The organism is Edaphovirga cremea (assembly GCF_003332275.1).
Taxonomy (GTDB): domain Bacteria; phylum Pseudomonadota; class Gammaproteobacteria; order Enterobacterales; family Enterobacteriaceae; genus Edaphovirga; species Edaphovirga cremea.
The window spans coordinates 50,264-73,630 of the sequence record NZ_QOVA01000016.1 but is presented as its reverse complement, the minus strand read 5'-3'; the positions used below and the strand labels follow the sequence as shown (position 1 = coordinate 73,630).

General features: G+C 44.5%; 17 protein-coding genes and 1 pseudogene. 9 read left to right on the top strand and 9 right to left on the bottom strand.

Going from position 1 to position 23,367, the window contains the following annotated elements; genetic code table 11:
* Positions 1–31: 31 nt before the first annotated feature.
* Positions 32–289 (top strand): HP1242/YdcH family protein, encoded by a 258-nt coding sequence (locus DRI82_RS17935; protein ID WP_411705627.1) that lies wholly within the window; start codon positions 32–34, stop codon positions 287–289.
* Between the two features lie 79 nt (positions 290–368).
* Here DRI82_RS17935 and DRI82_RS17930 read toward each other — a convergent pair whose 3' ends face one another.
* From DRI82_RS17930 to DRI82_RS17910, 5 genes are all read right to left on the bottom strand, one after another.
* Positions 369–1,553, bottom strand: coding sequence for an alpha/beta hydrolase-fold protein (locus DRI82_RS17930; protein WP_114195277.1), 1,185 nt, complete (start codon positions 1,551–1,553; stop codon positions 369–371).
* Positions 1,554–1,769: 216 nt separating this feature from the next.
* Entirely contained in the window at positions 1,770–3,419 is a 1,650-nt protein-coding gene (locus tag DRI82_RS17925) for a T6SS phospholipase effector Tle1-like catalytic domain-containing protein (protein ID WP_114195276.1), read from the bottom strand.
* A 371-nt stretch (positions 3,420–3,790) separates the two neighbouring features.
* The gene (locus tag DRI82_RS17920) at positions 3,791–5,479 is read right to left on the bottom strand and encodes an AAA family ATPase (protein ID WP_114195275.1); all 1,689 of its coding nucleotides are present in this window, start codon (positions 5,477–5,479) and stop codon (positions 3,791–3,793) included.
* Positions 5,480–5,796: 317 nt separating this feature from the next.
* Positions 5,797–6,663 (bottom strand): DNA adenine methylase, encoded by an 867-nt coding sequence (locus DRI82_RS17915; RefSeq protein WP_114195274.1) that lies wholly within the window; start codon positions 6,661–6,663, stop codon positions 5,797–5,799.
* A 74-nt stretch (positions 6,664–6,737) separates the two neighbouring features.
* Positions 6,738–8,243 carry a ParB N-terminal domain-containing protein gene (locus tag DRI82_RS17910; RefSeq protein ID WP_114195273.1) on the bottom strand — a complete coding sequence of 502 codons (1,506 nt, stop codon included), beginning with the start codon at positions 8,241–8,243 and terminating at the stop codon, positions 6,738–6,740.
* Between the two features lie 952 nt (positions 8,244–9,195).
* Here DRI82_RS17910 and DRI82_RS17905 point away from each other — a divergent pair.
* Positions 9,196–9,855, top strand: coding sequence for an HAD-IA family hydrolase (locus DRI82_RS17905; protein WP_211317678.1), 660 nt, complete (start codon positions 9,196–9,198; stop codon positions 9,853–9,855).
* Between the two features lie 334 nt (positions 9,856–10,189).
* Here DRI82_RS17905 and DRI82_RS17900 read toward each other — a convergent pair whose 3' ends face one another.
* Entirely contained in the window at positions 10,190–10,828 is a 639-nt protein-coding gene (locus tag DRI82_RS17900; protein ID WP_114195272.1) for a LysE family transporter, read from the bottom strand.
* Between the two features lie 164 nt (positions 10,829–10,992).
* On the opposite strand from DRI82_RS17900, the pseudogene tehB reads away from it, so the two are divergent.
* The 7 genes and pseudogenes from tehB to DRI82_RS17865 all read left to right on the top strand — a co-directional run.
* Positions 10,993–11,574: pseudogene (gene tehB, locus DRI82_RS17895) on the top strand (tellurite resistance methyltransferase TehB); the annotation flags it as partial.
* 107 nt (positions 11,575–11,681) lie between these two features.
* Positions 11,682–12,386 (top strand): DUF2461 domain-containing protein, encoded by a 705-nt coding sequence (locus tag DRI82_RS17890; protein WP_114195270.1) that lies wholly within the window; start codon positions 11,682–11,684, stop codon positions 12,384–12,386.
* Between the two features lie 186 nt (positions 12,387–12,572).
* The gene (locus tag DRI82_RS17885) at positions 12,573–13,055 is read left to right on the top strand and encodes a YbaK/EbsC family protein (protein WP_114195269.1); all 483 of its coding nucleotides are present in this window, start codon (positions 12,573–12,575) and stop codon (positions 13,053–13,055) included.
* A gap of 142 nt (positions 13,056–13,197) precedes the next feature.
* Positions 13,198–14,169: a D-2-hydroxyacid dehydrogenase family protein gene (locus tag DRI82_RS17880; RefSeq protein WP_114195268.1), complete on the top strand. Its 972-nt coding sequence runs from the start codon at positions 13,198–13,200 to the stop codon at positions 14,167–14,169.
* A 141-nt stretch (positions 14,170–14,310) separates the two neighbouring features.
* A complete protein-coding gene (locus DRI82_RS17875) occupies positions 14,311–14,832 on the top strand; it encodes a tetratricopeptide repeat protein (protein WP_114195267.1) in 522 nt (173 codons plus the stop codon).
* A gap of 198 nt (positions 14,833–15,030) precedes the next feature.
* Positions 15,031–15,492, top strand: coding sequence for a sigma-70 family RNA polymerase sigma factor (locus tag DRI82_RS17870; protein ID WP_114195266.1), 462 nt, complete (start codon positions 15,031–15,033; stop codon positions 15,490–15,492).
* Complete coding sequence (locus DRI82_RS17865) at positions 15,489–16,274, top strand: anti-sigma factor family protein (protein ID WP_114195265.1); 786 nt, start codon at positions 15,489–15,491, stop codon at positions 16,272–16,274. Before DRI82_RS17870 ends, DRI82_RS17865 begins: the two co-directional genes overlap by 4 nt.
* A gap of 192 nt (positions 16,275–16,466) precedes the next feature.
* Here the strand turns inward: DRI82_RS17865 and DRI82_RS17860 are convergent, their stop codons facing one another.
* The 3 genes from DRI82_RS17860 to DRI82_RS17850 form a co-directional block, all read right to left on the bottom strand.
* The gene (locus DRI82_RS17860; protein WP_114195264.1) at positions 16,467–17,324 is read right to left on the bottom strand and encodes an RHS repeat-associated core domain-containing protein; all 858 of its coding nucleotides are present in this window, start codon (positions 17,322–17,324) and stop codon (positions 16,467–16,469) included.
* A 57-nt stretch (positions 17,325–17,381) separates the two neighbouring features.
* The gene (locus DRI82_RS17855) at positions 17,382–21,497 is read right to left on the bottom strand and encodes an RHS repeat domain-containing protein (RefSeq protein WP_114195263.1); all 4,116 of its coding nucleotides are present in this window, start codon (positions 21,495–21,497) and stop codon (positions 17,382–17,384) included.
* A 234-nt stretch (positions 21,498–21,731) separates the two neighbouring features.
* Positions 21,732–23,096: a hypothetical protein gene (locus DRI82_RS17850; protein WP_114195262.1), complete on the bottom strand. Its 1,365-nt coding sequence runs from the start codon at positions 23,094–23,096 to the stop codon at positions 21,732–21,734.
* Positions 23,097–23,367 lie beyond the last annotated feature (271 nt).

Genomic DNA, 23,367 nt, shown 5'->3' with positions numbered 1-23,367 from the left:
ATTTTCTTCTCGTTCTTTCCATCGTGATACGGTGTTTTTAACCGTACCAACAAAAGGAGGTGGCATTGTGTTTCCAGAATATCGCGAATTGATCACAAAGCAAAAACAGGAAAATCCACGATTCTGTACATTGTTTCAGGAACACAACCGACTGGATCATGAAATAAAACGTCTTGAACAGTTGCCTGGCGCAGTGCACGACAAACACATCATAGAATTGAAAAGGGAGAAACTACGGTTAAAGGACTCGTTATACAAAATGCTAAAGCAGTGTGAAACGGAGAGCTGATTCAGCTAAACATATCAACCACGAATTTGGGCCAAAGCACGAGAGTGCTTTGGCCCTTTATTTTCCTGCAAGAGACGGTTTACTCTTTGAACAGTTTCTCTACGAAGGTGATGTAGGCAGGACGCCAGACATCCATTTCATGACCAAGCCCGGGGTACATCTGGTACGCGTATTTAATGCCCTTCTGATCGAGAATAGTCTTCAATCCCTCGACATCCTTCCCCGTGACAATGTCACGTTCACCCACCACGACACTCAACAGTTTAAGCTGTTTGTTAATCCGTTCAGGCTGATTCAACACCTCGGCAACGTGCTCGTTAGGAACGGTTGCGGTACTTACACCACTGAACGTCGCCAGCCAGCCAAACTGATCCAGATGGGTCATTCCCGTTACCAGCGCCTGATAACCACCTTGCGATAGCCCCGCCAGCGCCCTGCCGTCAGCGTCCTGACGGACGGTGAATGTCTGGCTGATATAGGGAATGATGTCTTGCATCAATTCGCGATCGGCGGCATCGGCATTGCGTGGATAAAATACTTTCCTGCGCATTTTCCGCGGAAAATCCTCTGGGATCGCGTTGGCGATATCGGTTTCCGTATCCGGCATCACCACTACCATCGGCTCGATTTTCTTTTCGGCCAGAAGATTGTCCATGACTTGCGGGACACGCATTTGCAACAACGCCGAGCCAGAGGTGTCGCCAAAACCATGGTAGAAATAGAGCACCGGCAAGGGCTTGCTTTCGGCGCTGTAGCCCGGCGGCGTCCACACATACATCTGCCGTTCGGCATTGAGCACGTTGGAATGGTACGTCAGGCTCAACACCTGCCCATGCGGCACCGGGCGCACGTCAAGCACGCCTCCCGGCACCAGAATCAGGCTGGTATTCACCTGCCGTTGCGGTTTGGGAAACGCCGTACCCGGATCGCTGCTGCGATAGCCATCAACATTGAAGAAATACTCATACAAATTCGGTGCCTGCGGCAGCGTGTGATACGACCATACGCCGATCTCATTCCTGGTCATCGGCGTGACGACATAACTGTCCTCGGTTGCGCCGGTCACAACTGAGACCGATTTAGCCGTTGGGGCGAACAGGCGGAAAACAATGCTTTTGTTAGAGTTGACGGAGGTTACAAACTCGCGCGTCGGCAGGCTGGGATCGGGCACTAACGGTAGATCTTTCGGGGGGGCGGACCAAACAGTCATCGGTGATAACAGCGCCGCGGTCAATACGCCGAAACAAAAGACGTTGTCAGACATTTGGTGACACTCCTCGATTTTCTCGGAAAATACTTATCTGAGCATAGTCTTAATTTTTTGAACACTTTATTAGCGACTTTAAATTATTCTCGCTTTTTGCCTATTATTCCTTCTTTTTTAACGAATTATCACAAAAAAGCCCCTATGCGAAGGCTAACGGGCGTTTTTTTACGGCGCAGGTAAAAGTTTTGCCGCATGGCCACATTGATGCTCAGGTCAAGACACGTTGGCAGTCTGATCCTCTGGGGTCACTTCATCATCATGCAGCCTCTGCTCGTCGTCCATATACCAGACCGTTCGTACCCACTCGTTGTTGGGGCTGTTGGTGAAAACAATGGCTTTATCTTCGTTTGGCGCAAAACGGTTAATGCATGTTTCACCCGCTTTTGGGTCAATCCATTGATTCCGATCTGAAGCGATATTCCAGTTCGCAGAGCAGTGAATGTACTTGCCAATAGTATGCAATTCATCCTCGGTAAAACTTTGCGGTGTTTGCCCAAGCCGCACCGCTTTTCCCTGTGCAATGGCTTCTTCACCGAGTGGGATAAGTTCTGGTGGGAGCTGCAACTCTTCATCACTTTGGCATATCGGGTTGAATAACACTCCGGCATCCTGAGCCGCATCCAGCATCACACGCAGGCTGACTTTAGCCCAGTCATTCGGCACAGCCGTTCGCTCCAGAAACACGGCAGACCCAACCTGCTTCTGGATAATTCCCGTCCGCTGTTGATAAGCGTTTACCCCCTCTACAGAACGGGTTTTAGTGGTCACTTTTCCATGCGGGAGCAGATATTGCAGCGCAGCGACAGAATAGAGTTTCTCTCGGGCCAACTCTGCCTTGCGAAACACCGTGGTTGCCGTTTCCAAAGTGTCGTCACTGACGACCTCAAAGGCGGGCATGGTGAGGAACAAATTTTCATTCTCCTGCCAGTCGGATCCTGCTGGATTATAACCTCCACCTATATCCGAATGGACGCCGGGTAAAGCAAATTCAGGCCACATGCCTTTAATACTGTTCAAACTGAAGTTGTAGCGACATTCATGCATGGCGGTTATCTGGAAAACTTTTTTGGCGACTGAGGGTCGCAACTCCAGCTTGACGTCCGCATTGCTTCTGCCATTGGTATCGAATAAATCCTTGATGCCGCCAATAGCCGCGACGGTATCAAAAAGACCGATGAAACGGACTTCACCGGAGGGTTTCCCGCCATAGAGATCACCGTCCAGCCCCTTGGCGATCGCATCCGCAATATCGGGATCCTGTTCCATGACACGGTTGGCAAAGTGCCTTGCCGCCGCCGCGCCGCGGCTGAAACCAAACACATCAAATTGAATTTTTGCGATACTAAAGTCAGGGCTGGGGTTACATTGCATAAATTCGGTAATGGCGTTGGTCATTGCGACCATTGCCTCATCCGTTTTTGTCACTACACCTTCAAAAATATCCAGCATGCTGCTTCCAAGCCCCATGCCAATCATCGAATCAGGTCTACCGGTCGCCGTTCCTATACCAGATAGATAGGTTTTTATCTGAGCCTCTATTTGATCTTCTGCCAGTTGTTGCTGGGACGTATAAAGAGAATTAAGCCAATGGATATTGGAAAAGTATCCCCGATAACTGTTTGTTGTTACGCTGTCACTATTGATTGTGAGATTTTCATTATTCTCCCCACCAGGAGACACTTTGCAACTCTGCGCCTGCCTCTGTTCAGCGTCTGACTCAGTAAACCCCCGCATTCGTAACGCGGTATTCTCCCTGTTGTTCCCGGTGCCGTCGAAAAAAATACCTATTGTTAATGTAATTTCGCGGACTGTTATGGCTTTATTTTCTTGAGAACGTGTTTCATAGTCTTGAGATTCTTTCATTCTGCGCCTCCTTGTTTTACCCCCCTGTTTTCCAGCTTTTTTGACTATTTCTTCGACTGAAGGGGGCGAGCGTGAGCACAGTAGTTCGCAGAATGACGGGACACAATGTGATAAATATTTAATATGAAACGTGTCGGGTTAAGGGTGGGTAGGATGACGCGGCCATGTTTTATCGCAGCAAGTATTTGTGAGCATGCCGCTTACAACCTGTAGTAATCGATGCGGGATACGACTAGTTAAAGTAACTTCCGTAATCTAATGTGAAGTCACCACCAAATATAATCCTTAAACACTATCCATCAAATAATAATATGTGGATATCAAGAAGGTATACAGACAATAAATGAATTTATTGTCTGTATACTCCCGCATTATCCTAAATAACCAAGAACAGAGGCGAGTTCTGCACCATTCCCTTTTGATATCGTATGAATCAGACTAGACTTAAACTCTTCTTGGAAATTATCTACCGCACCCTGATTTACTTTGGCCCACAATCTGAATGGATTTCCTTTGACTTTTCCATTTATCGTTAATTTTACACTACTATCTTTATAGAATTTCTTAAACATTTCTCTGACTAACCCATCGCGATTATCTTTCCCAGCACGGAATACTTCCACAACAGATTTTAAATCTAAAGGATCTGCGCCCTGAATTATATTCAGCGTTTGTAATATACTGCTTGTCTCTCTTAAAAAAACAGCTTTCGTATATGCAAAATCATTATGCCAATAGCCTGAATCAATCGGCAAATTATATAAAAACTCAAAAAGCAGTTGGTCAGGCGGAAGTCCACTCGGTAATAATACAACGTTTTGTTGCCCCTTAATTTTTGGGACATCAGCATCAAAGACTATAATGCTTTTTTTACTGAATTCAGGTATTTTTTTTGAAATAAGCTCTTTGTAATTATTGCACCCCAACGTGATTTCTTTTAATGGATTTATTACTTTATTTATTTTTCTATCAGTTATCAACGAAGAGAAGAAATCTGCGCCCTCCCTATCTTCAAAGTATACATTAATGACTGGCAGAGAAACCCCTTGCTCAATAGATATAGTTTCGACTCTTAAATCCGCGAATATCTGCGGCCATGAAAAATTATCTTTCCTCTGTATTTTGCCAAAAGTATCAGTCAAATAAATAGTCTTGTAATTATGACTATCTTTCTTAGCCAGACTAAAAACCTCTTCGATAATAGTGGGGGAATGTGAGGTCATTATTATTTGTAAATTATATTCTTTTGTTGCTTTCGATAAAATGCTTATAAACTCGACCTGAGCTGCTGGAAATAAACCGGCATCGGCCTCATCAATAAGTATAATGCCGCCATGATAATCCGGATACACTTCCTTTAATCTTTTAAAGGAATATATTGCTTGAATAATTTGCCCTACATTATCTTCCCCCACAGACACTGATTCTTGATCATAATAGTCTGAATGGACAACTAAAGAGTCAATTGTACCTGTAGTGGCAGTAACAATATTAGAACCATCCTTAATAAGAAGTTTATTACTTAATGATCGGATACCATCTTTATTACTATTTACATAATCAACGTTTCTAACTAAATATTTCGGTCTTGATGATATTGGTAGCAAACGCTCTAGACTTAAATAAATTAACGGGTGAGTCACGTTGCGGCTATGATTACCTCTAAGTATAGGTCGTGATTTTCTCCTATCAGTTGAGTCATATAATCCAAGTGATAATTCGTCGAGTATAGTTTCACTCGCCCCATCATAAACTGTTAACTCAATATCCATTGATCCGGGAATATCATATTTCTCTGAAAATCTGAAATGATCAGAAAATGACGACGCAAACTCTTTATCAATTAATGTTTTATATGAGCTTAAGTCCACTACAGGTTCTTTAGTATAATCTTTTCTAAAACTAAACGCTTGTGCTATCACACCGAGAATAGTAGATTTTGAAGTGCCATTTTTACCACAAATTATTGTAATTCGCTCCCCAAAATCAATACTGACATCTTGCAATCCTCTAAATTTTTTTATATTGATATTTCTCAGTTTGGTGATCTTATTTACCATTATAAATCCTTATAAATATAATAATTTCACTTGAAATAATAATCTTTGAATGAGTGTGATAATTTAAAGAAGTTGATACTATTGTTTATTAATTTGTAGCTGAAGCAATAAGATCCCCGCCTATTCTGTCCGATTCAAGTATTGTTTCTAATTCTGTTGTAATATCATTGATATAGCCGTGGAGTCTAGATGTTTCTAACATTATAGCTTTCTTTTGCATGCAGGTTAGTGCAACTTGCATATACACGATTCATTGCTTCCCTATAAATTCAACTTAACTCATAACCCTTAAATATCCAAAGTGGGTAATTTTTCACTCATGCACACAAGTTGTCAGTAGCCCCCCTAAGGGTATTAGGAACAACGATTTTTGGAGAAAAAATCATCACCTCTTCCCCAACTCTTTTCTGCTGTGCAGTGTACTGCAATGAATATTCAATTTTATCAAAATCTTTATATATTTTTTTTATTTCTTCGGCATTATCGTATGATACCAACCAAAATGGGAACTTGGTTCTTTTCAGTTTCGACATAACAGATACATGATCATCATGATTATAAAAATTTCTATAAAGTCCTTGACCTTTAATATAATAAGGAGGGTCAAGATAAAGTAATGTTTTATTTTGATCTAAATATTCTACTTCGTCCAAAAAATCTAGAGTATCAAGATTACTGATTGAAATTCTCTGATTATAATCGGCAATACTTTCAATTCTTTTTATCAAATCAATACGATTAAAACGTACATCCATCTTCCATAATCCTTCTTGCGCTTTTCCTCCAATTACACCAGCTTTCAATATTCCTGATCTATTTGTTCTATTGAGAAAGAATGCAGCAAACCCAACTTCAAGCTGAGAAAACTGACATGGATTAGCAAGTATATTTCGATAAAAACTCCATGCATCCATATTCACCTGAGCATCATGTATCAATCGACAAAGATTTTCTGCATCATGTATCACGGAATGCCAGAAAGAATAGATAGCATAATCGATATCATTAATATGAATTTTTCGAACATATTCTTGAAGTAACAGCTCTAATGCAATACCAGCACCTCCGGCATAAGGCTCGACATATACACCATCATTCAAGTTGTTTATCTCTATAACATCTTTTATAAAGTAAGAGAGTTTCCCTTTCCCCCCTGGATACCGTAATGGTGTATAATATTTCATCTAAACCTCACTAATGTTTTTATAACTAAGAATAGCAAAAATAAGACATCCTTGTCTATGCCCATCTTAAATTACTAGCTCCACATAAGAGTTAATAATGTCTCAAAATTATCCCATTCAGTATTAACGGCCTCTTTAGAAAGAATCAAATGAGGATTATGAACATACTGTTGTAACGAACCATTAGCTTTAGTTATCTGACTTGAGTATGTTATTACTGCTGTACACTCGCTACCCGTTATTTTTTTATTATCTCTTAAGTAATGCGCACAAAAAATCACTTTATCATGTAATCCAGGATTTCTGTGGTTATCTTTAGAGGATATTTTTTTATCTTCAATAAAATAACTTACAGATAGATCAATGAAAATCCTAAGAAGAATTGATATTGCATTTGGTGTTGTATCAAATGATAGATGTGATTTTAACTCAGTAAATATACGTGAGCATTTTTTATTCCCTCTGAAGTTTAACTTAACATAAGAAGGTATTAAATTATTTCTATTAGCTTTCGGAGGTGTTGTATTTTTACCCTGATTTCCTTTAACATTATTAAATTTGTTATCATCATTTCCTTCAGAGAAGTTAGTATTACTCTCTTTATTATTATTATTTTTATTTTCAATATCACTATCAACACCATGGCTATTATGATCTTTATTTTTATCTCCCATATTATCTTCATTATATGGTTTACTTTGAATTTCCTCCTCGGAAAGAGCGGGTCTCTCATCAATTAAGCGCCAAGGTTTTCTAAGAGTAAGCTTTGATTCAGTAATCTTCTGTTCATGCATGAAAGTTACTCTGTCAACCTGACTACGTATTCTATTTACAGTAAAATAGGGTTTCCCTTTTTCATCCTCCTCTATCATCACACTTAGTATTTTTTCTAGCTGTTCTGCAAAACGGTCGTATGGTTGAAAACAATATAAAAGGCCATTGATGTTTTGAATATTAAAATAATCCCGAACCTTTAAATCACCAAAAAGTCGAGAAATGTTAGTAATTCGAATGATTTTTTTCTTTTCTAGAATTCGCTTATAATATTCAGAATTAAGTTCCATAAATGTAAATAACTGATTACCAAAAGATTGCTTACCCATCCTAGCAAGATGTCTTGCCTTCTCAGGAGCCGTCCACTCTACACGACCAATGCCATTGTTTTGCCCTGTATGTTTAAGGCTAACCCAGTGACTATATTCATCGTCATCAAAAAGAGCACAATTATCAATTACTTTGATGTCATTTCTTTGCGTTAGTTTAAGTTTTTCAAAGGCTTTTTTTACTTTTTCATTGGGGGCCATTTTAGGTAAAAGTAGCAACTTTAAAGCCGTTACACGTCTATTACCCTCTGCAACAACAAAGAAGCCATCTTCTTCCTGACTTGGGTAAACTAAAATATTCTCCGAGGGATCTAACCCTCTTAAAGCGATGTCTTTAGCCAGACGATATAGCCTATCGTATTGCAATTCTAGCAATTTTTCGATGGCATCACGTTGATTTTCAGCAGGAGTAGGAAATCGCGGATTATCAACATCAAGAAGCAATTTATTGATATTTATTGATTTTATTTGATTCATTACCACATCCTCTGTTGGTATGATTTAATCATGCTGACCCTATATTATGCATCATAAACTTCAATAACCAACAAAGAGTTAGTGATAAAAATTAATTCTGAGCAATCACAATCATTACTTGACGTTGTAGTTTCAGGATGTTCATCCATCGGATGCTTTAACGTGCAATCAAAACCCTGGCATTAATCTTGACTGGATATGAGAACATCTTCTCGTTAAAATTGCTCAGAGCACAACGCGTCAACACTTCCAAGTCCCAGCGCTCTGCGGTAATCTCCTTTCGTTCTAACTCAAGCTAAATTTGTGATATCCGAGCGCGCTCATCGGGAATTAATCGAGCCGATGGGGGGTCACCGTTCACACGCGATAACCATTTTTGCTGCGCTGTGTTCTTTTTACTTACTCCGTACTTACCCTTTATTCCTGTCCTAACAGACCGCGTAATGATGGTATCATGCCGTTTCCATTGGGTGTTGCAGCAATGCTACGGCCTCTATTGATTTACTATCCTTTAAATTTGTGACCCCACGGTTACCGACCTCCTCATATTTATCGGCAAGACTTAACGCACCGAAAGCACTTTTTAAGGTCAAACCCTCAAGGTCAACGGTTTTGGCAGCAATGTGTCATTACGTTGTGCCCGTTCCACGAATGGGTGAACTCCCCAAGTGTGGTGCGAAAATGCCGATCACTTTCTACACACTCTCATCCCCACGACCTAAGAATAAAACTCCGTCTGGGTGCCGTCTTCCAGCAAGAGTATTATCAGCACCGCTCCCGGGCAGATACGGTGTTCAAATAACAGCCACTTTGGCCTCATCTGCGATCGCAACCCCCGCTTACAAAAACGGCCAGTAATGACGCCTTTTTCTCTCTAAGACTCTTTTTTTGCGATAGCTAATTTTCCCCTGCATCGTAAGATGTATTTATGACGTGAATGGGAGTGAAAGAGATGCTGGGATTTTCAGGGATGTTGTTTGATTTGGACGGAACGCTGGTTAATTCGCTGGAGAAAGTGGAGGATTCGTGGAAAAACTGGTCGGTCAGCAAAGGATTGTGCCCACAGGAGGTTCTCGGCTATTTGCATGGTAAACCCGCGCAGGTTACGTTCCGGCATTTTCTAACAGGCGCAAGCGACGAAGAGATTCTCAGGGAGTGCAAAGCCCTTGAAGATTACGAAGTCGCAGATGCGGCGGGCATGACGGCGGTTGATGGCGCGATTGATTTGCTCAACACCCTGCAACGCCTCACCATTCCCTGGGCGATTGTGACGTCAGGATTGTCAAGAGTGGCAACGGCGAGAATCGCTGCTGCGGGATTACCCAGGCCAAATGCGCTCATAACCTGTGAAAACGTGACATTGGGTAAACCCCATCCGCAGGCTTTTCTACTGGGTGCACAACGGTTGAATTGTTCTCCGGCACGCTGTATTGCTTTTGAGGATTCCCTCTCCGGATTGGCGTCGGCCAAGGCTGCCGAGTGTACGGTTATAGAGTTGGTGACGGCGCAATCGGTGAAACACACGATTGCGTGTTATCTCTCGCTTAAAAATTATCTCCCCCTTGAAATCAGCACTGACGGTGATGGCTTTCGGTTGAATTACCGTGAGTGATTTGCATGCGTTCTCCGGGCGAGTGTTGCATACTCTTTGTCAATAATATCGCTGCAACATTGCGGCCAGTTAATCGATCAGCGAATGTTGATGAAGGAAATGGCTATGAATTTAATTGATTGGATTATTACCGGCATCGTCATTGGCTGCATCATCGGTGCGGTTATGCGGTTGTTCAAAAGCCGTAAAAAACCTTAAAAATAGAAGGATAAATATCCAGCAAGGGTGATGGCCAGTGAGTCACCGGCAATTTCTTTCGCTACTCTTATCGTGCGCTAGAACGCGCACGATAAGAGTATTACATCTGCTGGGTGCCTACAGCCCAATGTAAACATCAGCGTCTCATAAAGCCTTCATAAATCAGCCGCAAGCCAAATGCCCCCAGCGCAACACCGATAATCCCCCGCATGGCTTGCTGCACCTTGGTATATCCTCGCCTTACGGCAGGCAGGGAAAATGCGATACTTAGTAACGTGCGCCAAATGATCGACGCAATAACAATACCGAGCCACGCCAATACTTTTGCCCACAGCGGAGTCGCCGGTGTCAGGGTGACGGAAAATATACTGACGAAAAATAGCACCGTCTGGGGGTTGGAGAGATCGGTCAACAATCCGCGGCGGAAAAAAACATACCAGGGCGCAGAGGTCGTGGCAGATAACCTCCCCGTGTACATTTGTACCGAGTTGGGGTGACGGATCATGTTATAGGCGTACCAAATCAGATAAAGCCCGCCGAAGATTTTAATGCCTGAGAAGAACTGCCCACCTTCCGTAATCAGCGCCGCCATACCAAACAACCCCAGTCCGGAGTACAGCGCATCACCCAGCGCCACGCCCAGTCCGGTAAGGATCCCGGCGTTTTTTCCTGATGTCAGGCTGGTCTGCACAACCACCAGCAGATTTGCGCCGGGGTTAATGAACGTCAGGATAAACAATCCTATGGTAAGAATAATTGTGTGTATGGCATCCATTTCAATTTCCCTCGTTCTGTACTTCTGGCAACCTGACTTGTCGATTAAACTGGGTTATCTTGCGGATAACATTGCGCCAATACTAGTGCGTATATCGCAAATTTAACGCCATCGGGTGCAAAACTCGTTTAAAAGTAAGGGAAACAATGGATCAGCACAATAAAGAGGATTATTTTGCCAAGAAATATGGCATGACCCGCACGCATTCCGAAGTCATTGAAGCCTTGAAGATTGTACCGCCGGGTAAAGCGTTGGATCTCGGTTGCGGCAACGGCAGAAACTCTCTGTATATACGGTTGTGCGGGTTTGACGTGACGTCCTACGACAGAAATGAGGCCAGTCTGGAAAATCTGCGCAAGATGATTGCCAGCGAAGATATGTCAAACATTGATGTCCATACGTATGACATCAACCGCGCGGAGATCACTGGCCACTTCGGGCTGATCGTCTCGACCGTGACCTTTATGTTCCTCAATAGCGATCGCATCCCGGACATTATCGCCAATATGCAGGAACATACCCTTGCGGGTGGCTATAACCTGATTGTCTCCGTCGTCTCATCGGAAGATACTTCCTGTGATGTCCCCTTCTCTTTTGTCTTTTCACCCGGTGAATTGCAAAACTATTATACCGATTGGGAGATCCTCAAATACAACGAAAACCTCGGCGAACTACACAGAACCGATGCCGCAGGCAACCGCATCAAAGCGAGATTTGCTACCATGCTGGCAAGAAAAGCGGGATAGTTTCTTGTTGAGGCTTGAGCAAGTACCCGGTATTTGATTACCAGGAAGAAGAGTACCGTCGGCGGGACGGGGAAATCCCGCCTTCTTTTTCTCATGGAGACCTTACCGTGCAGCAGACTTCATTTACGGGTTTTACCCAAACGGGGCTCAATTTTTTGCAGCAGGTCGCGGTTGAAAACAGCAAAGAGTGGTTTGAATCCCAGCGCGGCGTGTACAACGAACATATTCTTGCACAGTTCCGTGCCTTGGTGGAGGCGCTGGCACCCACCATGCTGAATATTGATGACAGATTCGAAGTCCGCCCGGCGATTGGCAAGACCCTGTCGCGCATGAATCGTGATACCCGCTTTTCCAACGATAAATCAATTTACCGCAACCGCATGTGGCTGACGTTCAAACGTCCTTCAAAAGAGTGGACCGACGCACCGGTCTATTTCTTTGAGATCAAACCCTACGAATTGGCGTATGGACTGGGCTATTACTCCGCCAGCAAAGGCACCATGGATCGATTCCGTCACCTGATGCTGCGTCAGCCCAAAGAGTTCGCCAAAGCGGCGGCATGCTGTTGCTCCCCCTTTGAATTGGTGGGTGAAAGCTACAAGCGCCCGTTGGTCAAAGATCAGGATCCGGCGCTCGCTACCTGGTATAACCGCAAATCCTTCGCGGTAATGACCCTGGACACACAGGTCGAGACGCTTTTCACTCCCGATCTGGTCACGCGACTGGAGCGCGGTTTCAGCCAGCTAGCCCCGCTCTATCAGTTCCTGATGCACGTTGAAACGCTGAAACAGGTTCCGCTCGAAGATCTGTAATTTGTCCGTTGCAATCTTCCTCGCTGGAACGTTATAAGTGCTGAATCTGCCGCTGTTTGGCGGCAGAAATAGAAATTTTCGCCCTCCTCATAAATTTTTTGCATGAGAAAAATAAAACAACCAAGGAAGAACACATACCTAATGATAGAAACGCGTGCAACAGTAATACTTTAGGGTGGTCTCATAATGAATAACGATAGCGTACATACGAAAATACGTAATTTATTGGATTTACACGATATTAAATATCAGACCTTACATCATGAGTCTGTTGGGAAAAGTGATGAAGTAGCAAAGGCAAGAGGCACCAGGTTTGAGCAGGGAGCTAAAGCATTGTTATGTTTTAACGGAGAAAAATATTTACTAGCAATACTTCCAGCCAACAAAAAACTCGATTTTAAAGCTCTTGCTGCGGCAACTGGAGGAAAAAGAGTATCTTTAGCGGATAGAGGTAAAACCGAAGAGATCACGGGATGTGTAATTGGGTCAATACCACCTTTTACATTCAACCCATGTATAGAGTTAGTCGTTGATCCATCTATTCTTGAACTGGATGAAATCGCATTTAATGCAGGGAGATTGGACTGCTCGATAGTCATGAAAAGCATTGATTATGAAAAAATAATCAGAAAAAGCGGAACAAGATTATTACCTATAACAAAGGAATAACATGATGAAAGAGGAGAGAATGGTACCCCAGCGCGATACTACAGTCCTTCATATATCGCCAAGATAAAAGCATCTATCGACCTTGCTCTGGCAGCACTGTAATCTGTATTGAACCCCCTCCTCCCACATCAGGAGTAAAAATATGCCTTTACGCTGTGCCATCCTGGATGATTATCAACGCGTTGCCCTTTCATTGGCAGACTGGTCTGCGCTTACCGGACAAGTGGACGTGACCGCCTTCCAGCACCATTTCACCGACGAGGACGCGCTGGTTGAGGCATTGAAAGAGTTTGATATTGTGGTGATCATGCGTGAGCGAACGCCATTCACTGCCTCCCTGATGGCTCGACTTCCCGCCTTAAAATTACTCATCACCTCGGGAATGCGTAATGCGTCTATTGATCTCGCCGCCGCGAAAGCCCGTGGTATCACCGTATGCGGCACCGCCAGCAATTCAGATCCGGCCATTGAACTGACCTGGGCATTGATACTTGGCCTCGCCCGTCAGGTGGTGCCTGAAAACAGTGCGTTTCGCCACAACGGGCCATGGCAAAGCAGCCTCGGTGTGACGCTGGCGGGCAAAACGCTGGGGATAATCGGCCTTGGCAAGATTGGAACCCGCGTCGCGAATATCGCTCAGGCTTTTGGTATGAAGGTGATCGCCTGGAGCCAGAATTTGACGTCCGAACGTGCAAATGCAGCCGGAGTCACGCTCGCCAGTTCAAAACAGGCATTAATCAAAGACAGTGATTTTATCTCGGTTCATCTGGTTTTAAGCGAGCGAACAGCAGGACTGATCGGCAAGAGTGAGTTTGAGCTGATGAAGCCCAATGTTTTTGTTATCAACACCTCACGCGCGTCAATCATCGATCAGGCAGCAATGTTCGATGCCTTATCGTCGGGGCGCATTGCTGGCGCAGGGCTGGATGTTTTTGACGTTGAACCCTTACCTGCCACGCATATATTGCGCGCATTACCGAATGTGCTGGCGACACCGCATCTGGGGTATGTGACCGACACGAATTATCAGGTTTATTACTCAGAGGCGATTGAAGATATCCAGGCATTTTTGTCTGGCAAACCGATCAGGGTGCTGGAAAAAAGCCACGTTTAGAAAAAATTAATTTTTTTAAAATAAAAACCGAATAGATACCGCTTCTGATGTGTTTACCCAATGACAATCAGCGGAGGTATCATCATGAAACACGATTTCGCAACAATCCCTTCCACAACTACGATCCACTCAACAGCACGAATGCTAAACAAACGTGCTCTTCTGGCGCTCGGTAGCGCTCTGTTATTACTCTCGGGTGCCGTTCATGCCATGGGCGACGATTCAGATAAAACCCCAACGTGTCCCAAAGGCCAAATCTACGACACAAAAACCAAAACGTGCATGGTCGAAAAAGGCAGCATGATCTCAGAAGCCGATCGTACCCAATATGCCTACGCACTGGCAAAAGCGGGTCGCTATCAGGAAGCGATCGATGTTCTGAACACCTTGAAACAACCGAATACTGCCGAGGCGCTCAACTACCGTGGCTATGCCACCCGTAAAATGGGTCGCACCGACGAAGGGATCGGTTATTACCAAAAATCGATCGCCCTCAACCCCAACTACGCCAAGGTTCGCGAATATCTTGGTGAAGCTTATATGGTTAAGGGTCGTCCTGACTTAGCCAAAGCCCAACTTGCTGTCATTAAAACGATCTGCGGTACAGGCTGTGAAGAGTATGAGGATTTAGCCAATGCTATCGCGGGTCATCCTGAGCCTTAATGTAATTTGGGCAGCGAATATTCGGTAGGAAATCAGCCGGGTGAGCGTGTCTCCCGGCGTTTCCTGCCTAGGTAGCCCGCAAAATACTCGCTCATGACTTACTCTTATTCATATTCATGACGGGAGACAGCGAACATAGAAAAAAACGATATTCGCGGTGAGTTGGGGCAGTATCTGGCTCGCCTGTGGCGCTATGGCATGGTATTGGCCCGCAATCAGGACGTCGCCAACGATCTGGTTCAGGCTACCTGTGTCCGGGCTTTGGAGCGTGTCGAGCAATTTGACCACGGTACGCATCTCGATCGCTGGCTTTTTACTATCCTGCACTCGGTGTGGGTCAATGAGATCCGCTCGCAGCATATTCGCCAGGGTCAGGGTTTTGTCGATATTGACGATCTGCCACCTGCGTCTGAACGCAACGAATCGTTTGAAAGCATTTCTGCCAGGCAGATCATTGAGCGCGTCAACCAATTACCCGAAGCGCAACGTAACGCCGTGTTTTTGGTCTATGTCGAAGGTTTTACCTATCAGGAAGCGGCTGAAACGCTATCTGTGCCGATCGGCACTATTATGAGTCGCCTGACCACCGCGCGGCAATCACTGGCCAAAGATTCGGTGATAATGTCCGCCCGGCCACAGATCCAGGGAGAGAGTTCATGACCACACATCCTCTCAGTTTGCCGCTCTCCGATGATTGGTTGGTGGCGTATCTCGACAATGAACTGACGCTCGCACAGCGACAGCAAATCGATGAGTTGCTCGGTCACGATCCGCAACTGGCCTCGCGACTGGCGCACCTTGATAGTGCCAGTCTGTCGTTCAGTGCCGCATTCAGCGGTCTGCTGGCGCAGGCTCCGGTGGCTGAATTGACGGCAAGACTCAATGCACTGCCTATCAGGGAATCTTCAGCCTCAGCCAAGAGGTTCAGTCGACGTGCGCTGATCGCTGCCGCCGTCTCTTGTCTGGTAATTGGCGCGGCAGGCGGACACTTTTATCCGCTACTGTTGGGCCAGGAAGCTGATAACGATAATTGGCGTGAATTAGTCGCTCAGTATATGTCGCTCTACACCCGAGAAACATTTGATAACGTGGCGGACTCCACGCAATTGCAGCAGCGCCAATTGCAGGACGTAGGTAATAAGCTCGGATTATCCTTGGAACGCGATCGACTGCTCTTGCCCGGTGCAGAGCTGATGAACGCGCGGTTACTGAATTACGAGGATCGGTGGATTGCACAGATTTCTTACCTTGATGCACGTTATGGCCCCTTGGCACTGTGCATTTCAGTTGCCGACGACAGCGGTTCCCACGCCCCAGAAATTGAGCGCAGGCGCGGAATGAATGTGGTGTATTGGTCTGAGGCAGGGCACAACTTTATGTTGATTGGTCACAATCCCGCGGACGACATGCAGGCGCTGGCGCGAAGGGTTATTGAATCCTGATTGTTGAATTACCTGCAACTTCCCTGCAAATGAGCCCGACCGCAGTGAACGCGAGCACTTTTACACATTTTCATATGATATTCGTATATAAACTCAGCATCGACATAAATATCTACATAAACCCTTCATGTATAGCTCACCAATACCACCGGTATTGGTGAGCATTAATAACATTATTTACGCATAATGGAATTAGAGAGTACTATCGCCAATATCTTCAACAATTCTTAAAAAATCAACAGATTCATATGTATGTTCCGATACATCCACCCTCGGCTCCCGAGGAGCTCTTGGGAGAGGGCGGTCGCGTAAAACAGTAATCTGTTCCGCAGCGCTATCGGATACCAGGCCCTTAAGGAGTGGTTCACTATTAGCTAAATAGCGTAATCGCTTCTTTTTACTTGCGTGCGCAATACGTCCTTTGGAGTGTAACTCTGTTTTTTTGATATCCAACTTCCTAAAGCGCCCGTTTTTATAGACCGGTGTAATGTCAAGCCTACGTTTTCCCGGAGAGTACTCATTAATACCGGGTATGTAATATTTCTTGAGATCAACTCCAGCTACTTCCTCCAGATAGTTCTTGATAAATGTTTTGCTGGCATCATAAAGCGTTCTATTAGGGATTTCTTTCCCCGCCACCACACTTACTCCTGTTCTTGCTCCCCCCCCTGACGCAATTCCTCTTCCGGTAGCGTTGACCGACCCCGCTTCTGCACCTCCGGCTGCCGCTGCTTCTACACCTTCGGCTGCCCCTGCTCCTTCAACTGCCCGACGCGCATTTCTGGTAGCAACAGTACCAAAGAAAATATCCACCAGCACTTCAAGGATTAAATGACCAGTAGGATCAGTATTGTTAGCAGGATCACCCGTACAATAGGCATACCCATGTGGCCCCCCTGCATCAAATGGACTGGAGTTATCCCAACCCGTAAACCGTTTTATGATTGGGTTAAAGCTGCGATAGCCATTACCCAGTAGATAATGCCCTGTAACACTGGAACGCCTGGCTCCGGTATACCCTAAAGATATCGAATCCGCTTGTGTCGTCATGATGATTTTGCCTCTTGAATTTATGAAGTACGTTATGCGCCGTAATTATGTCCGCTATCACACTTTCCGATAACCGTAGGGGTCGTAGATGCGGTAGGTGACTTCACTTGCATCACTGATCTGGACAATCGAGCCCTGCTGATCGGATCCCAGCAGTTGTACCTGCGTGGAAGCGGAAGCAGAGTCAGTGACAGCACATGAGAGGGATTCCACATAGGTCGAAGCCACATCTCCTTTCACTTCATTAATCAACTGATTATCCAGATAGAACAACAGAGTAGCATCAGCGTCTGATGCAACTTTCTCAGATAACAGGAACCCATAGGCATCATAGTTGTACCCGCCTAACGTTTGCGCATCTTCCGACAGGCTCATCAATTGATTACGGCTGTTATATACCAGGGTGCGGCCCTGCTCATCCGTCGTTTGGTTACCGTTGGCATCATAGGTTAGTGTGATATCCCAGTCTGTAATCGGATCATTGCTTATCGATACAAGCTGTGTGCGGTCTGTAGGATCATAGCTATACGTGGCAACGTTGACGGTGTCAGTACCAGGATTTGCACTCGCAGTGACCGTTGAGGTTACCGTACTTATATTGCCAAGGAAGTCGAAAATAATTGTCTGTTCTTTCAGAACATATCCATCAGGAGCATCTGGCATCGCGTTCCCGGTACATTCATAGCTAGTCAACTGTTTTAGCACAGAGTAGTCATAGGTTTCGGTACGGTATGCTGCACCATCCTGCATCCAGGTCCGGGTGAGGATCTGATCATCCACTGAGTAGGCCAATGTCTGGGACTGACTACTTCCCAACGCGCTTAATGTGCGGGTCAGTTCACGGCCCTGATCATCGTAGCTGATGGTGGTAGTCTGATTAACGGCTCCAGATAATGTGTCTTGAGTGACCGTTTGGCTTGGCCTACCGGAGAGATCGTAGCTGTACTCAACCTCAACCAGAGATTGCGAACCCGACTGTAATTGATAGCCGATTTGCTGTCCCTGCCCGTTATAGGTGACGGTGTGCGTCTGCATTTGAACATCGGTCGTTACCAACACCAACCCGCACAACGAATAGGTGCTGGAGATCTGTTTGGTTCCCTGCTCACCGCTATCCAGGGCGTATGTCAGTGACGAGGACGTAGTTTCGCCTGATGGCAAATATTCATACGTCCAGTTAGAGTATTCACTTGCACCCTTGGTACTGTTGGCCGTGACGGGTTGCCCCGACGCTGGCGAATAGGTGTAGGTCATTGAGGCTTCATCTTCAGCACCAACCCCGTCACCTGTTTCCAACCCAATACTCATGGTTGCGTAGCCGAGTTCGGGCTGATAAGTGTATTTCAACCGATCGCCCGCTGGCGTATTAACGAAACTAGGGTGGGGCATTGCCGTATTTGCTGTGTATTCCAGGGTGGCTACACGTCCTCCCACGGACATTGTGGTTGTACGGGATAAACCATCAAACTCACGGGTACCGAAGGTATAACTGTCCCCATCTTTGGCCAGAGCAATACTCGTCGTCAGATTCTCTTTGCTATGTGGTGCATAGGTAGTTTGTACCTCAGTACCGTCAGGCAGCGTTTTAGTGAGGGGGCGACTAAATGCATCATAACTCGTCAATTCAACGTTATTCTGTGCGTCAGTGGTGCGAACAGACCGACCCAATCCGTCGTAATCAGTGGTGGTTGTGCTATATATTGAACCATCAAGATTGAGACGACTTTCGCTGACAGGAGAACCGGAGATGTTGTAAACCGTTTGAGTATACTGCTCTGTGCTCTTATCACTTAAGAGCCAATAGCCCTCAGACGTAAGCGTAGTAGGATCATGCGCATCAATTTCTTGATGGCTGTCTGGATAGGTAGTGCCACATTCTGCACCCCACACATCATATTGTGTGGTTGTGATGGTCGAAATAGAGGGAGCAGTCGCAGTGTCACCAGGCAAATAATCATAGTTGGTACTGCTCAGTTCATTACCCAAGCCATCATAGCTGATCTGCTGGGTCTGGAGAAATAATCCTACGCCTACGATACCATCAACATCTTGCTGCTTCTGGAAAAGTGTTTTGCCCGACCCGTTGAGATAAGTTCGGATTTGAAGCCCATTTGCATCAGTGGAGGTCCTGCGGAAATACGTGGCATTATCCTCATCATCATCATCGCTGTTGATATTGCCATACGCGAAACTCTGGGAGGCTTCAAATTCGGAGCCTTGGCACGCAGTTTTTTTCGTTACACGATCCAATCCATCATAGGTAATATCGATTGTTAGCGCTGGCGCACTCTCAGACTCAGTGATATTTGCCGTGTAAACCACCTTTCCGCTATAGATCTTTCGCTCATAGCAGTGCTTTGTCATCTCGCTGTCAACATTTGTCGACATTTCGATTTCGGTAAAGAACGTATTACTGTCTTCAGACAGGTAATAGTCAAAGCTGCTGGTCGTGGTTTTATCCCCTACCGGGGCTGCATTATACACCGTGTATACAATTGTATTCAGGCGGCCAAGGGTTAAGAGATCGTCTGTGTCGACATTGAAATATGTAATGTCATGCGCTTCGATGGCAACACCATTTTGAGAAGATTTTCTTTGTGTCCTTGCCAGATAGGTTCCTGTGCCGCCATAACACGACAGAGAAGCATAGGTGTAGTCCGTTTGAACTGTCGGAGCCAGCGGCAAAGAAGGATCATCCACGACTGCTGGGGTAATCAGCTTACTTTTTAAATGGCATTTGAAACCATTTGGATCAGCCGGGCAATTGCTTCCATCCCCACCAACGGGGTAGTAGGTGTAATCGGTTTTGACTCCCGACTTATCTGTTTTACTGAGCAAATTCCCCGTGGCAAAACCCGCATCATTACCGTTACTATCAAGGGTATCCCAAGTGAAATAGCTCACTTCATTGGCACTGACGCCGTTATAGGCCCATTCTTTCGTATAGGAGGTCGGTTTTTTATACGTGCCCTTCTGACCATCCACATTCTGTGTTTCATCAACATCATAGGTGTAGGTCTCAGTCACCGTGTGGTATTTAGACGTATCTTCATCCGCAAGATCGCCATCAAAACTGACAATTTTACTTACGATTGAATGGTAACGGTTATAGGTAGCCTTGGTGGTTTTGTTAACGGTATCACTGACACGCTCAGTATAAATAGTGGTATATGTAAAAGGAGTTTCACCCGCTTGAGGTGTATAGATGAGCAAGCTATCTTGCTCTTCAATGGTCGTGGTGATAATTGGGTAACCTAAATAGTTAGCCTCTCCCTGACGGAATTTATATTCCGCATAATAATCACTGCTTGGGTCATTCGGATCATCGCTACGCGTGTAGTACTGAATGGATGTTTGGAAAGTGTTGCCAGACCCTCCTGGCTGGGTGATCTCATTACTGTATTGGGCTGATTCATTCAGACCATGATTATCGGATACGCTTGAGATCGCCAGTGATAAAAGCTGGTCATTATATTCAAAATTAGCCGCGTAAGACTCGGGCCCATAAAAACTCGTCAGTAACCCGCCTTCTAATTCTAAAGTAAACGCTGACTCCTCAGGCAATCCAGGATAATTGGTAATAGTAATAATAGATTGCGTTGATGTTGTATCAATCTTACAGAGCAATACTCCGCTGTTGTCATAAATCTCCTCAAGAATAGGGGCGCCGTTGAAAGTAGTATAGGAGAAAGATAATTTCCGGCCTTTTTCGTTCGTCATCTCTGAAAGATAGGCGTTATTCATATTTTCAGTTTGCGGTTGATATAACTCCACTGCCCCAGACTTGTGTAATACGGTAAACTCCCCCGTTGACGAGTTATAGCTAACTCTTAGTCCGCCCAAAGCATATCCTTGCAGAGCAACATCACCATCAGTAGGTTCGATATAAAAGACTTCCCCGGACAATAAAGATAAATGTCCTTTCCCTGTTATGTCATCAGCACTGACAAAAGACGGAATGGATAACCCCCAACCTATGCCAAATCCTTCAGAGTCAGTTCCTGAGGACGGAGTTTGTGGGTCAAAAGAAAGTGTAAGTGGGAAATGTGGCCCATTATTGTTGTTACCTGAAATCTTACCAAATGATAATATTTTCGCAAAAAAACCTGTACGGGGATCGGGTTTACCCGATAAGAAACTACTTTCATTTCTAGCTGCTGAATATTGTGCCATGATATTTACCTATAAGGTTTCCAATGAATGCGATCATGTTTAATACAACTAATTCGTATTGTATTGATGCCTAAATATTGTTTAAACCAAAAAAGGTCTGAATGCGAATTCCATTAATACAGGAATAACATGCTCTTCATTCAGACCCTAATTTTCGCCTTCTGAAAATATCGATATCCGCCAATGCAGATATCGACGTAGATTTCTAAGCAGCAAGTGTTTTACTTGCTTTCCTTAGGGATTATAATGTCCATAATAAGCATTATCAACATACCAGCCAGAATAGCAATTATCCTCATTGGGATCGAAATGCACGTACAAAGTAAATGTAGTGCCAAAAGAATCATAAACTTCAAACCAGACTCTATTCCCATCCTGTCCCGGATAGTTAGTAATAGTGACATTATCGAAATGTTGTAAATATTGACCTGAGTCAGGGCCAGATATCTGGAACCAATCTTGGTATGCCTGTAAGATATTTGGTTGAGTTCCAATGACAATCCCCGATATGTCCTCCATGTTCCAACTATCATGGTCTACTAAATTAATTGAAGTAAATTTATTATTCAACCCTTCCCCGTATGCCAAATACTCGGGATCAGACCACACATAACCGTAGTAGTCCTTTGCAAAATAGTAATTACCTCCCGATTTTGAAGTTAGATTACTTAATTCATGAAGGCGCCCTGCAATTGTACTATTCGCATATAATAAATAGACGCTGCGCGGAGAATTGTAGCCATCTTTCTGTCCGGATGCTAGCATATAAAAATAGTCAGACCAATCACTATTAGGTGGGTTAGCTTTAAATGGCATGTGGTAATATTGTTCGTCATTGGTTGCGTCAGGATAATCCGCAATCGTCGGATGAACAGCATTAACATCCCTAATAATATATGATGGGGTATTTGTAACATAGTCAGAAATATATTTTATTTGACGAATCATAGGTTCGTAAGGGGTATCATTACCGACGGACTTAATTTCAAAAGCTGTTTTATCATGATCCCAAATAATAGTTTGCACAGCCAGTTCGTGAGTCATTTTGCCATATGTGCTTGAATCATTCGTGGCAGGACTTATCGCACTCAGCTCGCAAAAAATAGGGGTATCGGATGAGTCTTTGTTATTTTCAGGCGGCATCAGATACATATTCACACAGCCTGAAATCCCCGTAATGCCTGGAGGGGAGATAGGTTCAACAGCAGTTAATATAACGTCAACTTGAGTATCGTGATGATACCCATTATCGGAATAAGAAACGGTCCAACCCAGGCCACCCTTGTCAGTGGAGTCGGTCAGTGAAACCGCTGAGTCTTGGTTAGATCCAGATTTCCAGACAAGATTCCCAGGGGTTTGTAGATAATTTTCTATATCAGGACCAGTAGTCGTATCCGCTGAGTCTGTAATGTTATATGTATAGCCGAGAAAAACTGCCGCAGTCATTGCACCATTTGCAAATATCGTTCTTATATTAGTATCTGACGATAGATCTATGTCAATCGCCAAACCAGTAAGTTTCAAAGACGTTAGATCGTCAATACTACTACCGACTTCAAGAGATACTGATTTATCTTGACCAGGGTTTGTCTTTTTCATTTTAACATCTCCGAATTTTTACATATCAAAACAATGATTACATTAATAAATCAATGTCAGAACAGCCTTAATGCTTTCTGGCATCATTAGTCAGATAAAGGATTGCTATAGGAGTAACACCAGACAATCCAACCAACACTTATCAGTGTAATAAGAAAATAAATATCAGGCGGGCTGAAAAGGAACCCAAGACGGGCAGTAAATCAACACTGAGGATTTATAATTTCATGTGCGGAAGTGCAGAAGTACAAAAAATCAGATGTTCGAGAGG

Excerpts from the sequence above, each read along its gene's own strand:
- DRI82_RS17865 (WP_114195265.1), top strand. The coding sequence starts at position 15,489 with ATGACCACACATCCTCTCAGTTTGCCGCTCTCCGATGATTGGTTGGTG.
- DRI82_RS17860 (WP_114195264.1), bottom strand. The coding sequence starts at position 17,324 with ATGACGACACAAGCGGATTCGATATCTTTAGGGTATACCGGAGCCAGG.
- DRI82_RS17880 (WP_114195268.1), top strand. The coding sequence starts at position 13,198 with ATGCCTTTACGCTGTGCCATCCTGGATGATTATCAACGCGTTGCCCTT.
- DRI82_RS17920 (WP_114195275.1), bottom strand. The coding sequence starts at position 5,479 with ATGGTAAATAAGATCACCAAACTGAGAAATATCAATATAAAAAAATTT.
- DRI82_RS17855 (WP_114195263.1), bottom strand. The coding sequence starts at position 21,497 with ATGGCACAATATTCAGCAGCTAGAAATGAAAGTAGTTTCTTATCGGGT.
- DRI82_RS17905 (WP_211317678.1), top strand. The coding sequence starts at position 9,196 with ATGCTGGGATTTTCAGGGATGTTGTTTGATTTGGACGGAACGCTGGTT.
- DRI82_RS17925 (WP_114195276.1), bottom strand. The coding sequence starts at position 3,419 with ATGAAAGAATCTCAAGACTATGAAACACGTTCTCAAGAAAATAAAGCC.
- DRI82_RS17885 (WP_114195269.1), top strand. The coding sequence starts at position 12,573 with ATGAATAACGATAGCGTACATACGAAAATACGTAATTTATTGGATTTA.
- DRI82_RS17870 (WP_114195266.1), top strand. The coding sequence starts at position 15,031 with ATGGTATTGGCCCGCAATCAGGACGTCGCCAACGATCTGGTTCAGGCT.
- DRI82_RS17900 (WP_114195272.1), bottom strand. The coding sequence starts at position 10,828 with ATGGATGCCATACACACAATTATTCTTACCATAGGATTGTTTATCCTG.
- DRI82_RS17930 (WP_114195277.1), bottom strand. The coding sequence starts at position 1,553 with ATGTCTGACAACGTCTTTTGTTTCGGCGTATTGACCGCGGCGCTGTTA.
- DRI82_RS17910 (WP_114195273.1), bottom strand. The coding sequence starts at position 8,243 with ATGAATCAAATAAAATCAATAAATATCAATAAATTGCTTCTTGATGTT.
- DRI82_RS17875 (WP_114195267.1), top strand. The coding sequence starts at position 14,311 with ATGCTAAACAAACGTGCTCTTCTGGCGCTCGGTAGCGCTCTGTTATTA.
- DRI82_RS17850 (WP_114195262.1), bottom strand. The coding sequence starts at position 23,096 with ATGAAAAAGACAAACCCTGGTCAAGATAAATCAGTATCTCTTGAAGTC.
- DRI82_RS17915 (WP_114195274.1), bottom strand. The coding sequence starts at position 6,663 with ATGAAATATTATACACCATTACGGTATCCAGGGGGGAAAGGGAAACTC.